The organism is Pseudomonas sp. IB20 (assembly GCF_009707325.1).
GTDB lineage: Bacteria > Pseudomonadota > Gammaproteobacteria > Pseudomonadales > Pseudomonadaceae > Aquipseudomonas.
This window is the reverse complement of record NZ_CP046103.1, coordinates 641,840-656,547: the sequence shown is the minus strand read 5'-3', so window position 1 is coordinate 656,547 and position 14,708 is coordinate 641,840. Positions and strand designations below refer to the sequence as shown.

The 14,708-nt window shown below is 61.5% G+C and carries 10 protein-coding genes and 1 pseudogene; all 11 read left to right on the top strand.

All coding sequences use genetic code 11. The features are described 5' to 3' along the window. Positions 1-40: 40 nt before the first annotated feature. A complete protein-coding gene (locus GJU48_RS02885; protein ID WP_094949799.1) occupies positions 41-2,002 on the top strand; it encodes a methyl-accepting chemotaxis protein in 1,962 nt (653 codons plus the stop codon). A gap of 296 nt (positions 2,003-2,298) precedes the next feature. Further along, on the top strand, positions 2,299-2,754 hold the full coding sequence (gene aroQ / locus GJU48_RS02880; RefSeq protein WP_094949798.1) for a type II 3-dehydroquinate dehydratase: 456 nt from the start codon (positions 2,299-2,301) through the stop codon (positions 2,752-2,754). Between the two features lie 24 nt (positions 2,755-2,778). After that, complete coding sequence (accB, locus tag GJU48_RS02875) at positions 2,779-3,237, top strand: acetyl-CoA carboxylase biotin carboxyl carrier protein (protein WP_094949797.1); 459 nt, start codon at positions 2,779-2,781, stop codon at positions 3,235-3,237. Between the two features lie 17 nt (positions 3,238-3,254). After that, positions 3,255-4,616: an acetyl-CoA carboxylase biotin carboxylase subunit gene (gene accC / locus GJU48_RS02870; RefSeq protein ID WP_094949796.1), complete on the top strand. Its 1,362-nt coding sequence runs from the start codon at positions 3,255-3,257 to the stop codon at positions 4,614-4,616. Between the two features lie 263 nt (positions 4,617-4,879). Next, positions 4,880-5,758 carry a 50S ribosomal protein L11 methyltransferase gene (prmA, locus tag GJU48_RS02865; RefSeq protein ID WP_094949795.1) on the top strand — a complete coding sequence of 293 codons (879 nt, stop codon included), beginning with the start codon at positions 4,880-4,882 and terminating at the stop codon, positions 5,756-5,758. Positions 5,759-5,788: 30 nt separating this feature from the next. Then, a pseudogene (locus GJU48_RS02860) lies at positions 5,789-7,037 on the top strand (DUF3426 domain-containing protein). A gap of 183 nt (positions 7,038-7,220) precedes the next feature. Next, positions 7,221-8,234, top strand: coding sequence for a tRNA dihydrouridine synthase DusB (gene dusB / locus GJU48_RS02855; protein ID WP_094949793.1), 1,014 nt, complete (start codon positions 7,221-7,223; stop codon positions 8,232-8,234). Then, positions 8,231-8,551: a DNA-binding transcriptional regulator Fis gene (gene fis / locus GJU48_RS02850; protein WP_002555375.1), complete on the top strand. Its 321-nt coding sequence runs from the start codon at positions 8,231-8,233 to the stop codon at positions 8,549-8,551. The genes dusB and fis overlap by 4 nt, the downstream gene beginning before the upstream one ends. Before the next feature lie 82 nt (positions 8,552-8,633). Continuing rightward, positions 8,634-10,241: a bifunctional phosphoribosylaminoimidazolecarboxamide formyltransferase/IMP cyclohydrolase gene (purH, locus tag GJU48_RS02845; RefSeq protein ID WP_094949792.1), complete on the top strand. Its 1,608-nt coding sequence runs from the start codon at positions 8,634-8,636 to the stop codon at positions 10,239-10,241. Between the two features lie 167 nt (positions 10,242-10,408). Beyond that, a complete protein-coding gene (gene purD, locus GJU48_RS02840; RefSeq protein ID WP_094949791.1) occupies positions 10,409-11,701 on the top strand; it encodes a phosphoribosylamine--glycine ligase in 1,293 nt (430 codons plus the stop codon). 115 nt (positions 11,702-11,816) lie between these two features. Continuing rightward, the gene (locus GJU48_RS02835; protein ID WP_094949790.1) at positions 11,817-14,588 is read left to right on the top strand and encodes a hybrid sensor histidine kinase/response regulator; all 2,772 of its coding nucleotides are present in this window, start codon (positions 11,817-11,819) and stop codon (positions 14,586-14,588) included. The last annotated feature ends 120 nt before the right edge of the window (positions 14,589-14,708 follow it).

Sequence of the window (14,708 nt, the reverse complement as noted above, 5' to 3'; positions counted from 1 at the left end):
ACTTCAGGCACTTATCTTTTGCTGTCGGTTGAAACCACGCATGCGCCTGAAGCTGCTGACCAATCTGAATACCCTCCTTCTGGTGGCCGTGTGCCTGGCGCTTGGGGCGACGCTGTGGTGGTCGCAACGGGCGCTGGAGCGGCCTTATTTGCTGATGGAACGCTACCTGGGCCTGTCGCAAACCTTTCAGAACCAAGCCGCGCGCAACATCGACGACTATTTGGCCAGCGGCGATGCCCTGCGCTTGAGCAGTGCCGGCCAGAGCCTCGAAAGCCTGTTGCAGCACTTGGACGAACTGCCCGCAGAGCTGGCGCAAAACCTGCGTCCCAGCCTGGTAGACCTCGACACCTTCAGCAAAACCGACCTGCTGGCCGCCGGCAAACTGGCCGGCGACCCGCAAGCCCTGCTGTTGCAAGCCGAACGCGAATTGGGCGCGAACCTGGAGCAACTGAGCCAGTACGCCATGGGCGTCAACTCGCCCGAGGCCTCGCGTTATCTGCCGCCGTTGCTGGCCGCGTCCCAGCACTTGGGCAAGCTGTCCCTGGCCCGCGACAAGCTGGTGAGCAGCGGGCGCGCGGAACTGGCGGATGATGTGGAGCGCGAAGTCGCCAGCATCCGCACCCAGGCGGACCTCTTGGCGCAGCTGCCGTTGCTCGGCGTTAAGGCCAGTGCCGAGTCCAACACTGATGACTTTTCCGCCATGATGGGCCTGGAAAACACCGAGAAAACCGAAGCCCAAGACACTGGCGTCGACCTCAAGCGCGAACTCAACAGCCTGCTGACCCGCTACCCCGCCGAACTCAAACGCACCCGCGACCAGATCCAACTGCGCACCGCGCTGGCCGACAGCACCCATGTGAAAATCGCTACCGTGCAGCAAGCCATCGCTGGCCTGGAGCCGGTAGTGCGCGCGCAACACGCCAAGATCCAGGGCGAAGTGCGCCTGATGCAAGGCGTGATGATCGGCCTGATTCTGCTGATCGCGCTGCTGATCGACACGCTACAAAGGAAGCTGGCGCGCGTACTCACCAACCTCGCACCCGCCTTGTCGACCTGGGCCGAAGGCGACTTCAGCCGACCGATTGCCTTGGGCAAGACCAACCGCGAGCTGCACGATATCGAAGCCTCGCTCAACCGCCTGCGCGCTTATCTGGTCGATTTGGTCGGCACCATTCGCGGCAATGCCGAAGAAGTGGCCGGTAGCAGCCGCGCCCTCGCCGAGCTGAGCAGCGGTCTGCACGACGGTGCCGAGCGCCAGGCCGGGGACACCGCGCAGATCCGTGATTCGCTGGGTGAACTGGAGGCGACCATCCAGCAAGTGGCCGGTGATGCCAGCCAGGCCGCCGGTGCCAGCCGCAGTGCGGGCCAGGCCGTGGAACAGGGCCAACGCGTGATCGGCCTGAGCCTGACCGGGCTGCATGCCCTGGTGGGCGAAGTGCAGCAAAACGCGCAGATGATCGAAAAACTCGCCGAAGAATCCGCCACCATTGGCGGTGTGCTGACGGTGATTCGCGCGATTGCCGACCAGACCAACCTGCTGGCGCTCAACGCCGCCATCGAAGCTGCGCGTGCCGGTGAGGCCGGGCGCGGGTTTGCCGTGGTCGCCGATGAAGTGCGCTCGCTGGCGCAACGCACCGCCGGCGCCACGGCCGAAATCCAGACGCTGATCGCCGGCCTGCAAACCGCCGCCCACCAATCGGTGCAAGGCATGCGCACCCAGGTCGAACACGCCGAAGCCACTGCCCAGCAAGCCCAGGCGGCGGACGGTGCCTTGGATGAAATCGTCGGGGCTATCCAAACCATTTCCGACACGGCGGTGCGCATCGCCGATGTAACCGCACAGCAAAGTGGCGCCGTCAGTGAGATTCGCGATAACAGCGAGCGGATTCACCAGCTGGGTGAGGACAATTTGCTGCGCATTGGCCAGGGCCGTCGCCAAGGCGAACACCTGCTGGTGCTGGGCGGGCAGCTCAACACGGCCGTGCAAGCCTTCCGCGTCTGACCCAATCGCCCGTCATGCGGAGATTAAAATGTGGGAGCGGGCTTGCCTGCGATAGCGGTATGCCTGTGCAAGATAGGCTGGCTGACCTGCCGCTATCGCAGGCAAGCCCGCTACCACAGTGGATCCGCGCCGATTTCGGGCCGTCTTACCAATGACCGGAATCTGACCCGCAGTCACAAATTTTGCGCAATCCTCGCTAATCGTGCCGCCTACTGCATAGAACTGGACAGTCACAAACGCTTTGCGGCATAGTCGCCGAGTTCTGCCGTACCCACATCAATAACAAGGAACAGCCGATGGCGACCTTATTGGTTCTTCACGGACCCAACCTGAACCTGCTCGGCACCCGCGAACCGGGCGTCTACGGGGCAGTGACCCTGGAACAGATCAACCTCGATCTGGAACAGAGGGCTCGTGATGCCGGCCACCATTTGCTCTACCTGCAAAGCAATGCCGAGTACGAATTGATTGATCGCATCCATGCCGCGCGCGGCGAAGGCGTGGACTTTATCCTGATCAATCCCGCCGCTTTTACGCACACGAGTGTTGCATTACGTGACGCGCTGCTGGCGGTGAGCATCCCATTCATCGAAGTGCATTTGTCCAACGTGTACAAACGCGAACCTTTCCGCCATCACTCTTACTTCTCCGACGTAGCGGTAGGAGTGATCTGCGGCCTTGGCGCCAGCGGTTACCGACTGGCCCTGGAGGCCGCCCTGGAACAGCTTGAACAACCGGCCAAGCGCCCCTGACCGACCCTTGGGAGTTGATGATTCATGGATATCCGTAAAGTTAAGAAACTGATCGAACTGCTGGAAGAATCCGGTATCGACGAGCTGGAAATCAAGGAAGGCGAGGAGTCCGTACGGATCAGCCGTCACAGCAAGACCCCAGCCCAACAGTTCTACGCACCGCAAATGCAAGCACCGGCTCCAGCGGCTGCTCCAGCCGCCGCACCTGCTGCTGCAGCGCCTGCCGCACCGGCTGCGCCTGTACTGAACGGCTTCGTGGTCAAGTCGCCAATGGTCGGTACGTTCTACCGCACCCCGGCACCGACCTCGCCAGCCTTCGTTGAAGTCGGCAAGACCGTGAAAGTGGGCGACACCATCTGCATCGTTGAAGCGATGAAAATGATGAACCACATCACAGCTGAAAAAGCCGGCGTCATCGAATCCATCCTGGTAGAAAACGGTCAGCCGGTTGAGTACGACCAGCCGCTGTTCACCATCGTTTGAACCGCGGAGCGCCTTCGATGTTGAAACCTGCGAAGAAACTGCAAAAAGTCCTGATCGCCAACCGCGGCGAGATCGCGCTGCGTATCCTGCGCGCCTGTAAGGAAGAGGGCATCAAGACCGTCGCTGTTTACTCGACGGCCGACACCGAATTGATGCACGTGAAGCTGGCCGACGAGGGCATCTGCATCGGCCCGCCACTGGCGACCAACTCGTACCTGAAAGTCTCCAACATCATCGCGGCCGCTGAAGTGACCGGCGCTGATGGCATCCACCCGGGCTACGGCTTCCTCGCGGAAAACGCCGATTTCGCCGAACAGGTGGAAAAATCCGGGTTTGCCTTCATCGGCCCGAAAGCCGACACCATTCGCCTGATGGGCGACAAGGTATCGGCCAAGGACGCCATGATCGCCGCCGGCGTACCCACCGTTCCAGGTTCCGACGGCCCACTGCCTGAAGACGAAGAAACGGCTCTGCGCATTGGTCGTGAAGTCGGCTACCCGGTGATCATCAAGGCCGCCGGTGGCGGTGGTGGTCGCGGCATGCGCGTGGTGCACAAGGAAGAAGAGCTGATCGAAGCCGCCAAACAGACTCGCTCTGAAGCGGCTGCCTGGTTCGGCAACCCGATGGTCTACCTGGAGAAGTACCTGACTAACCCACGTCACGTGGAAGTGCAGGTTCTGTCCGACGGCCAAGGCCACGCCATCCACCTGGGCGACCGCGATTGCTCGCTGCAACGTCGTCACCAGAAGGTACTGGAAGAAGCACCGGCACCGGGCCTGGATGAAACCGCGCGCCAGGAAGTTCTGGCTCGTTGCGTCAAGGCCTGCATCGACATCAACTACCGTGGCGCCGGTACTTTCGAGTTCCTCTACGAGAACGGCCGTTTCTACTTCATCGAGATGAACACTCGTGTGCAGGTAGAGCACCCGGTGTCGGAGATGGTCACCGGTATCGACATCGTCAAGGAGATGCTGAGCATCGCCGCCGGCAATGTGCTGTCCTTTACCCAGGACGACGTGAAGATCCACGGCCACTCCCTGGAGTGCCGGATCAACGCCGAAGACCCGAAAACCTTTATCCCAAGTCCAGGCCTGGTCAAGCATTTCCATGCTCCAGGCGGCAACGGCGTTCGCGTCGATTCGCACCTGTACAGCGGCTACAAGGTTCCGTCCAACTACGACTCGCTGATCGGCAAGCTGATCACCTGGGGCGCTACCCGCGACGAGGCCATGGCCCGTATGCGTAACGCCCTGGACGAAATCGTGGTTGACGGCATCAAAACCAACATCCCACTGCATCGGGATCTGGTTCGTGATGAAGGCTTCTGCGAAGGTGGTGTGAACATTCACTACCTGGAACACAAGCTGGCTAACCAGTAAGTGTTCCCCCAACAAAGCCGCCTTCGGGCGGCTTTGTTGTTTCTGGGCTATCAAGAACAGCACAAAATCCTGTGGGCGCTGGCTTGTGTGGGAGCTGGCGGAACGCGCCTGCATCGCAGGCAAGCCCGGCGCCCACATAAGCCCTTCCCACATTTGGACTGAGTGTGCAGTCAGCACAGTCGTCTTCTGCACGCCGCTCGCGTAAACTTGCGCCCTTTCGCGACCCAGCCGGTCGCACACTCATTTTTTCAAAGGTGCCCGCCATGCCTTGGCTGCAAGTCCGTCTCGCCATCAGCCCAGAACAAGCCGAAACCTACGAAGACGCGTTCCTCGAAGTGGGCGCCGTGTCGGTGACCTTCATGGACGCCGAAGACCAACCGATCTTCGAACCCGAACTCAACACCACGCCGCTGTGGTCCCACACCCACTTGCTGGCCCTGTTCGAAGACGGCACCGATGCCGCCGCCGTCCTGGCCCATATGCAACTGCTCACCGGTAGCCCGCTGCCCGAGCATCACAGCGAAGTGATCGAAGACCAGGACTGGGAGCGCAGTTGGATGGACAACTTCCAGCCGATGCGTTTCGGCCAGCGCCTGTGGATCGTGCCGAGCTGGCACGCCGCGCCTGAGCCAGAGGCGGTCAACCTGCTGCTCGACCCGGGCCTGGCGTTCGGCACCGGCACCCACCCCACCACCGCGCTGTGCCTGGAATGGCTCGACGGCCAGGACCTGGCCGACTGCAACGTGCTCGATTTCGGCTGCGGCTCAGGGATCCTGGCGATTGCCGCCCTGCTGCTGGGCGCCAAGCAAGCTGTAGGCACGGACATCGACGTGCAAGCCCTGGAAGCCTCCCGCGATAACGCTGGGCGCAACCACATCCCTGAGGGCAAATTCCCACTCTACCTGCCCGAGCAACTGCCCCAGGTGCAGGCCGATGTGTTGGTGGCCAACATCCTCGCAGGGCCACTGGTAGCCCTGGCGCCGCAGCTGTCGAGCCTGGTCAAGCCAGGTGGCCGCCTGGCGCTGTCGGGCATCCTCGCCGAGCAAGGCGAAGATGTGGCGGCGGCCTATGCTAAGGACTTCGAGCTGGACCCGATCGCCAACCGCGATGGCTGGGTACGCATCAGTGGGCGTCGGCGCTAGAATGAGCGCTTGCCTGAATCGGATGGCCGCATGACCGACAGTTTCGTCACCCAGTGCCCACATTGCCAAGCGCGTTTTCGCGTCAGCCACGCTCAATTGAACGTGGCCCGTGGCGTGGTACGTTGCGGCTCGTGCCTGCAAGTGTTCAACGCGATTCGCCAGTTGCTGGAGCAGCGTGCCGGGGCATCAGCGTCGAAACCTGAACAGCCAGCTGCGGTTGAACCAGCGGTTCAACCGACGCCCAAGGCAGCCCCCGCAATACCAAGGGCCATCAGCCAGAAACAGTGGGCCGCCGAAGACCTGGACCTCGACAACCTGGACCTCGACGAAGAACTGGCCAAGCTGGACGACTCGACAAGAACTGGCCAAGCTGGAACGCCGTCAGGCAAACGTCGACCGCCGGCAACCTGAGGACTCACTCAGCGCCACCCGCGGCACCGTTAAGGCCGACGAAGAAAAATGGGCCGCCAGCCTGTTCAGCGAACCGCCTGAAGAACGCCCCCAAGCGCCCGAAGACGAGCCTGAACCGGCGGCTGCGACCAAGCAGCGCACCGAGCCATCGATGTCGTTTCACACGGGCGATATCGACAAAGAGCCGCTGTTGCGCTCCTCCCCTGACGATGACGACTTCGACCCGCCGTTCACGCCCCTGACCCATGCCGTGGACGAGCCCGAGCCTGAAGAACGCCCTCAGCCGCGTCGCAAGCGCCCGCGCCCCGATGCCGGCCTTCACGACGCCGTCCTCCAGGACCTGGAAGACGACCCACTGCATCTTTACGCGCAGAAACGTCCATCCGGCTGGGGCCGTCGCCTTATCTGGATCATCCTGGTTTTGCTGGCTGCTGCGGGCCTCGCAGGCCAGTACATCGCCTATCAATTCGACGAACTGGCCCGCCAGGACGCCTACCGCCCATGGTTCCAGCAACTGTGCCCCACACTGGGCTGCACCGTGCCATCACGGGTCGATATCGCACATATCAAGAGCAGCAACCTGGTGGTGCGCAGCAACCCGGAGTTCGCCGGAGCGCTGGTGGTGGATGCAATCCTCTATAACCGCGCGACGTTCTCCCAGCCCTTCCCGCTGCTGGAACTGCGCTTCGCCGATTTGAACGGCGGACTGATTGCCAGTCGTCGCTTCAAACCGGCCGAATACCTGAGTGGTGAGCTTGCCGGAGTGAGCGAAATGCCTTCGCAGACACCGATCCATATCTCCTTGGACATACTCGATCCAGGCAATAAAGCCGTGAATTACAGCCTGAGTTTCCACTCGCCCGAGTGAGGCGGCACACGCGTCGAGGTTTGACGGCAGATTATTGACTGGGCTGCGCAACCAAACCAGCGGCGATAAAGAAATAACTGTTCAGATTTTATCCAATTCAGCCTTTATCCAGTCATCGAGAGCGGGTATCATGCCAACCCTTTTTCGAACTCTAATGATCCGGCCCCACAACAGGGAAGTCCTATGTCGGCGGTACGCATCGGCCCATACACATTGCCAAATGGCTTGATCCTCGCCCCGATGGCAGGCGTCACCGACCAGCCCTTTCGTCAGCTGTGCAAGCGTTTGGGCGCGGGTCTAGTAGTCTCTGAAATGGTCACCAGCGACATGAGCTTGTGGAACACCCGCAAATCGCGGATGCGCATGATCCACGAAGGTGATCCCGAGCCCCGCTCGGTCCAGATCGCCGGTGGTGATGCACAGATGCTGGCGGCTGCGGCCCGGGCCAACGTGGAGTTGGGCGCACAGATCATCGATATCAACATGGGCTGCCCGGCCAAGAAGGTCTGCAACAAGGCCGCCGGTTCCGCCCTGTTGAAAGATGAGCAATTGGTAGCCGAGATCCTGCAGGCCGTTGTCGCCGCAGTGGATGTGCCGGTCACCCTGAAGATTCGTACCGGCTGGGACCGGGACAACAAGAACGGCCTGACGGTGGCGAAGATCGCCGAACAGGCAGGCATTACAGCGCTGGCGGTGCATGGCCGCACCCGCGCCGACCTTTACACCGGTGAAGCCGAGTACGACACCATTGCCGCGATCAAGCAGGCGGTGTCGATTCCGGTGTTTGCCAATGGCGATATCGATTCAGCCGAGAAAGCCCGGCGCGTGCTGCACGCAACCGGTGCCGATGGCTTGTTGATAGGCCGGGCCGCCCAGGGGCGGCCATGGATTTTTCGTGAGATCGAGCATTTTCTGCGTACCGGCGAAGTCTTGCCGGCACCGGAGCTGACCGAGGTGGAACGTATTCTGCTAGAGCATCTGGCCGCCCTGCACGCCTTCTATGGAGACGTGATGGGAGTACGCATTGCTCGCAAGCATGTCGGCTGGTATCTCGCAACCTTGCCGGGCGCCAGGGAGTTTCGCGCCCAGTTCAATCGTTTGGATGATACGCATGCACAGGTCGCCACCGTTCGAGAGTTTTTCAGCGAGCGCGAAAAGAGCCTGGGGACAGGGGACGGAGAGGGGGTGGCCGCATGACGATGATGACCGAGACTTTAGTGAGTGGAACAACACCCGTGAGCGACAACGTCAATTTGAAACAGCACCTCAACACGCCGAGCGAAGAAGGCCAGACCCTTCGCGGGAGTGTCGAGAAGGCGCTGCACAATTATTTCGCCCACCTTGAGGGCGCTTCCGTCACGGACGTGTACAACCTGGTGCTCTCCGAGGTCGAGGCCCCCTTGCTCGAAAGCGTGATGAACTACGTCAAGGGCAACCAGACCAAAGCCAGTGAGCTGCTGGGCCTCAACCGTGGCACCTTGCGCAAAAAGCTCAAGCAGTACGATTTGCTGTAAGCATTCAATCAAACCAGAAAGGCGCCCGCGTAAAAAACGGACGCCTTTTTTGCTGACTCCTTTGCTTTTGATGGAAATTGAAATGACCGACCAGACTACCCGCCTGCCGATCCGCCGCGCCTTGATCAGTGTTTCCGACAAGACCGGGATCCTCGAATTTGCCCGGGAGCTGGAAGCCCTGGGTGTGGAAATCCTCTCCACGGGCGGGACCTTCAAACTGCTGCAGGACAACGGCGTGGCCGCAGTAGAAGTCGCGGACTACACCGGTTTCGCAGAAATGATGGACGGTCGGGTCAAGACCCTGCACCCGAAAATCCACGGTGGCATCCTCGGTCGTCGCGGTATCGACGACGCCATCATGACCGAGCACGGCATCAAGCCGATCGACCTGGTGGCCGTTAACCTCTACCCGTTCGAAGCCACCATCAACAAGCCTGGCTGCGACCTGCCGACCGCCATCGAAAACATCGATATCGGCGGCCCGACCATGGTCCGCTCTGCCGCCAAGAACCACAAAGACGTGGCCATCGTGGTTAACGCCAGCGACTACGCCCAAGTGCTCGAAAGCCTCAAAGCCGGTGGCCTGACCTACGCCCAGCGTTTCGACCTGATGCTCAAGGCGTTCGAACACACCGCCGCCTACGACGGCATGATCGCCAACTACATGGGCACCGTGAACCAGGCGGCTGAAACCCTCAGCACAGAAGGTCGCAGCCAGTTCCCGCGCACCTTCAACAGCCAGTTCATCAAGGCCCAAGAAATGCGCTACGGCGAGAACCCGCACCAGAGCGCGGCGTTCTACGTTGAGGCCAAGCCGGCTGAAGTCGGCATCGCCACCGCAACCCAGTTGCAAGGCAAAGAGCTGTCCTACAACAACGTGGCCGACACCGACGCCGCGCTGGAATGCGTGAAGAGCTTCGTCAAGCCGGCCTGCGTGATCGTCAAGCACGCCAACCCGTGCGGCGTGGCTGTGAGCCCGGACGCTGAAGGCGGTATCCGCCAGGCGTACGAACTGGCCTATGCCACCGACACCGAATCCGCGTTCGGCGGCATCATCGCCTTCAACCGCGAGCTGGATGCCGAAACCGCCAAAGCCATCGTCGAGCGTCAGTTCGTCGAAGTGATCATCGCCCCTTCCGTCAGCATCGAGGCCCGCGCCATTGTTGCCGCCAAAGCCAACGTGCGCCTGCTGGCCTGCGGCGAGTGGTCGGCTGACCGTGCCGCTGCCTGGGACTACAAGCGCGTCAACGGCGGCTTGCTGGTACAGAGCCGCGACATCGGCATGATCGGCAGCGAAGACCTGAAGGTCGTGACCAAACGCGCGCCAACCGAGCAGGAAATCAACGACCTGATCTTCGCCTGGAAAGTCGCCAAATACGTTAAGTCCAACGCCATCGTCTACGCCAAAAACCGCCAGACCATCGGTGTCGGCGCCGGCCAGATGAGCCGCGTGAACTCGGCGCGTATCGCCGCGATCAAGGCTGAGCATGCAGGCTTGCAGGTAGTCGGTTCGGTAATGGCTTCCGATGCGTTCTTCCCATTCCGTGATGGCCTGGACAATGCCGCGAAGGCCGGTGTTACCGCCGTGATCCAACCGGGCGGTTCAATGCGTGATGCAGAAGTCATCGCCGCTGCGGACGAAGCCGGCATTGCCATGGTCTTCACCGGCATGCGCCACTTCCGCCACTGACAGATCGCTCCCACGCTCTGCGTGGGAATGCCTCTACGGACGCTCTGCGTCCGAGGGACGCGGAACGTCCCGGGCTGCGTTCCCACCGGCGTGAGACGGAACGTCCCGGGCTGCGTTCCCACGCGGAGCGTGGGAACGATCAACTGACAGAATTTGAGGTTTATGAAATGAATGTTTTGATCATTGGCAGCGGTGGCCGTGAACACGCCCTGGCCTGGAAAGTTGCCCAGGACCCGCGTGTCCAGAAAGTTTTTGTCGCCCCCGGCAACGCCGGCACCGCCATTGAAGCCAAGTGCGAAAACGTCGCTATCGACGTATTGGCCCTGGAGCAACTGGCTGACTTTGCCGAAAAAAATGTGTCCCTGACCATCGTCGGCCCGGAAGTGCCGCTGGTTGCCGGCGTTGTGGACCTGTTCCGCAGCCGTGGCCTGGACTGCTTCGGCCCGACCGCTGGCGCTGCCCAGCTGGAAGGTTCCAAGGCGTTCACCAAAGACTTCCTGGCGCGCCACAAGATCCCGACCGCCGACTACCAGAACTTCACCGAGATCGAGCCAGCACTGGCCTACCTGCGTGAAAAAGGCGCGCCAATCGTGATCAAGGCCGATGGCCTGGCCGCCGGTAAAGGCGTAATCGTAGCGATGACCCTGCAGGAAGCCGAAGACGCCGTGCGCGACATGCTCGCCGGCAACGCTTTCGGTGACGCCGGTTCGCGCGTGGTCATCGAGGAGTTCCTTGACGGCGAAGAGGCCAGCTTTATCGTGATGGTCGACGGCAAAAACGTCTTGCCAATGGCCACCAGCCAAGACCACAAACGCGTCGGCGATGCTGACACTGGCCCGAACACCGGCGGCATGGGTGCTTACTCCCCGGCCCCAGTGGTCACCAGCGACGTACACAAGCGCGTGATGGACCTGGTGATCTGGCCGACCGTGCGTGGCATGGCCGACGAAGGCAATGTGTACACCGGTTTCCTGTATGCCGGCCTGATGATCGACAAAGCCGGTAACCCGAAAGTCATCGAGTTCAACTGCCGCTTTGGTGACCCGGAAACTCAACCAGTGATGCTGCGCCTGCAATCGAGCTTGGTGCTGCTGGTGGAAGCCGCGCTGGCCCAGGCGCTGGACAAGGTTGAAGCGCAGTGGGACCCACGTCCGAGCGTTGGCATCGTGCTGGCGGCCGGTGGTTACCCTGCCGACTACGCCAAAGGCGATGTGATTGAAGGCCTCGACGCAGCTGCTACGCTAGAAGGTAAGGTGTTCCATGCGGGCACCGCGCTCAAGGATGGCAAAGTTGTAACCGCAGGTGGCCGCGTATTGTGCGCCACCGCGATGGGTGCCAGTGTCGACGCCGCGCAACAACAGGCGTACAAGCTGGCCGCGAAAATCGACTGGAAAGGTTGCTTCTACCGCACGGACATCGGCTACCGCGCCATTGCCCGTGAACGTGGCGAGAACAACTGAGGCGCTACATTCAAGTAGCTATCCGTTCGGTTAGGCAAGGGCCTCTGGCCCTTGCCGTACCCATGTCGCCCCGCGCATAGTTAACCCGTGCATCAACCTACGAAGGGATTTCGCCGTGCGCTGGCTCAGGATCGCCATAGGTTTCACAGTCAGTCTGCTGACTCTGCTCTGCTTGTTCCCGGCCCAGGCCGCCGCGCAAGGCATTGGCTGGGCAGTATTGCTTGATGAACAGGCCGACCTGCAACTGAGCGACATCCGCTCGGCTCGCTACACCAATCAATTCAGCCCCATCGAACTGGACCGGATTACCGCCGCCGAGCCGGACGGTGCGTTGTGGGTACGCTTCAAGCTGCAACCCGGCAAGCACGAGCAAGTGCTGCGGGTGTTTGCCCCGGATCTCTCCCACCTGAGCCTCTATGTACTGGACGGCGACACCCTGGTGGAACAACAAAGCACCGGCACCCGCCAGCCCCAGGCGGAACGCCCGCTGCCCAGCAGCGACTTCATGCTGCCGATGCCACAGAGCCAGAAGCCGCTTGAGGTGTACCTGCGCCTGGTCTCGGAACACGAACTGCGTCCCTATATCACACTGGAACCGGCCGTGCTCGCCGCCGCCGACCAGAACCAGACGCTGATCTACGGCCTGCTGTTCGGCTGCCTGCTGATGCTGATCCTGCACAACCTCACGCGCTTCGCCTACCACCGCTCACGCAGCAGCCTGTGGCTGGCGGCCTGCGAAGTGTTGTTGATGCTGAGCCTGGCGCTGTTACTGAACCTCGTGGGGCCGTGGCTGCCAAACTGGCACGCGGTGCAGACACCAGGCGCCTACCTCGCCCTGCTGCTGACCGCGCCGTGCGGGCTGATGTTTGCCTACCGTTTTTTCATGCCGTTGGGCCCGCACCCGCTGAACAAGCTGTTGATGGCCGACATCCTGCTGATCGTGCTGTGCGGCCTGCTGCTGTTGTTCGTCAATACCTTGCCGTTGAACATCATCACCTATGCACTGGTCGCCCTGGCCGGCTTGAGCATGTTGTTTGTCTCGGCGTATCACTGGCAAAAAGGCTACCGGCCGGCGCGTCTGTTCATGGCGGCGATGGTGGTGTTCAACATCGGCACGCTGATCATTCTGCCAGCCCTGCTCGGCCTGACGCTGGTGGCCCCGCAAGGCTTGATCGTCACGCTGCTCGGCTTTATCTGCCTGAGCGGCTTGCTGATGAGCCTGGCCCTCGGCGAGCGCCAGCGCGCGATTGTCGAGGCGCGCTTCAGCCTCAGCCGCGACCTGGCGGCGAGCAATGCCGAGATCGCCGCCAAGGCCGAGTTCCTGGCAAAGATCAGCCACGAAATACGTACACCCATGAACGGCGTGCTGGGTATGACCGAGTTGTTGCTGGGCACGCCGCTGTCGGTGAAGCAGCGCGACTACGTACAGACCATCCACAGCGCCGGTAACGAACTGCTGACGCTGATCAACGAGATCCTCGACATCTCCAAGCTGGAGTCCGGGCAGATCGAGCTGGACGACGTGCAATTCGACCTCAATGCGCTGATCGAAGACTGCCTGAGTATCTTCCGCGCCAAGGCCGAGCAGCAGAACGTCGAACTGATTAGTTTTATTCAACCCCAGGTGCCCCGCGTCATCAGTGGCGACCCGACGCGCCTGCGCCAGGCACTGTTGAGCCTGCTGGAAAATGCCCTGCAAAAAACCGATGAAGGTGAAGTGTTGATCGTCGTCGCCCTCGACGAGCGCAGCACCAAACCGCGCCTGCGCATTGCCGTGCAAGACAGCGGCCTGCCGATGGAAGCCGCCGAGCGCGACGCGTTGCTGAACAGCGAACTGCACAGCAAGAACTTCCTCTCGGCCACACGCTTGAGCGGCCACCTGGGCCTAGTGATCGCCCGCCAACTGATCCTGTTGATGAACGGCGAGTTCGGCATTAAGAGCGGCAGCCACCAAGGCAGCACCCTGTGGCTGACCCTGCCGCTGGACCCGGAACGCCTGGAGCACCCGACCTCTGACCTCGACGGCCCGCTCAAAGGCGCACGGGTGCTGGTGGTGGACGACAACGACACGTGCCGCAAAGTGCTGGTGCAACAATGCACAGCCTGGGGCCTGAACGTCAGTGCCGTGCCGTCCGGCAAAGAGGCCCTGGCGTTGCTGCGCACCAAGGCGCACTTGCGCGACTACTTCGACGTGGTGCTGCTGGACCAGAACATGCCCGGCATGACTGGCATGCAACTGGCGGCGAAGATCAAGGAAGACCCAAGCCTGAACCACGACATCCTGCTAATCATGCTCACCGGCATCAGCAACGCGCCAAGCAAGATCATCGCGCGCAACTGCGGGATCAAGCGCATCCTCGCCAAGCCGGTGGCCGGCTATACGCTCAAGACCACCCTGGCCGACGAACTGACCCAGCGCAGCAAAGGCGTGGTGGTGCCACGCGTGGCCCTCAGCGCACCGGCAGCCGTGACCGTGCCTGCCGATTTCCGCATCCTGGTGGCCGAAGACAACAGCATCTCCACCAAAGTGATTCGCGGCATGCTCGGCAAGCTCAACCTCAACCCGGACACCGCCAGTAACGGCGAAGAAGCGCTCGAGGCGATGAAGGCCCAGCGTTACGACTTGGTGTTGATGGACTGTGAAATGCCGATCCTCGATGGCTTCTCTGCTACCCAGCAACTGCGGGCGTGGGAGGTTAGCCACCAACGCATTCGTACCCCGGTGGTTGCGCTTACAGCGCACATTCTCTCGGAGCATAAAGAGCGTGCGCGCCAGGCGGGGATGGATGGGCATATGGCCAAGCCGGTGGAGTTATCGCAGTTGCGCGAGTTGGTGGAATTCTGGGTGGCACAGCGTCAGCTGCGGCCGGAACACGCCCCGTCCTGACATAAAATGCGATCTCAATGTGGGAACAGGCTTTTGTGGCGACATGAACAGGCTTTTGTGGCGAGCGGACTTGCCACAACAAGCCAGCTCCCACATTTGATCAGTGTCGCCTGTTAGACT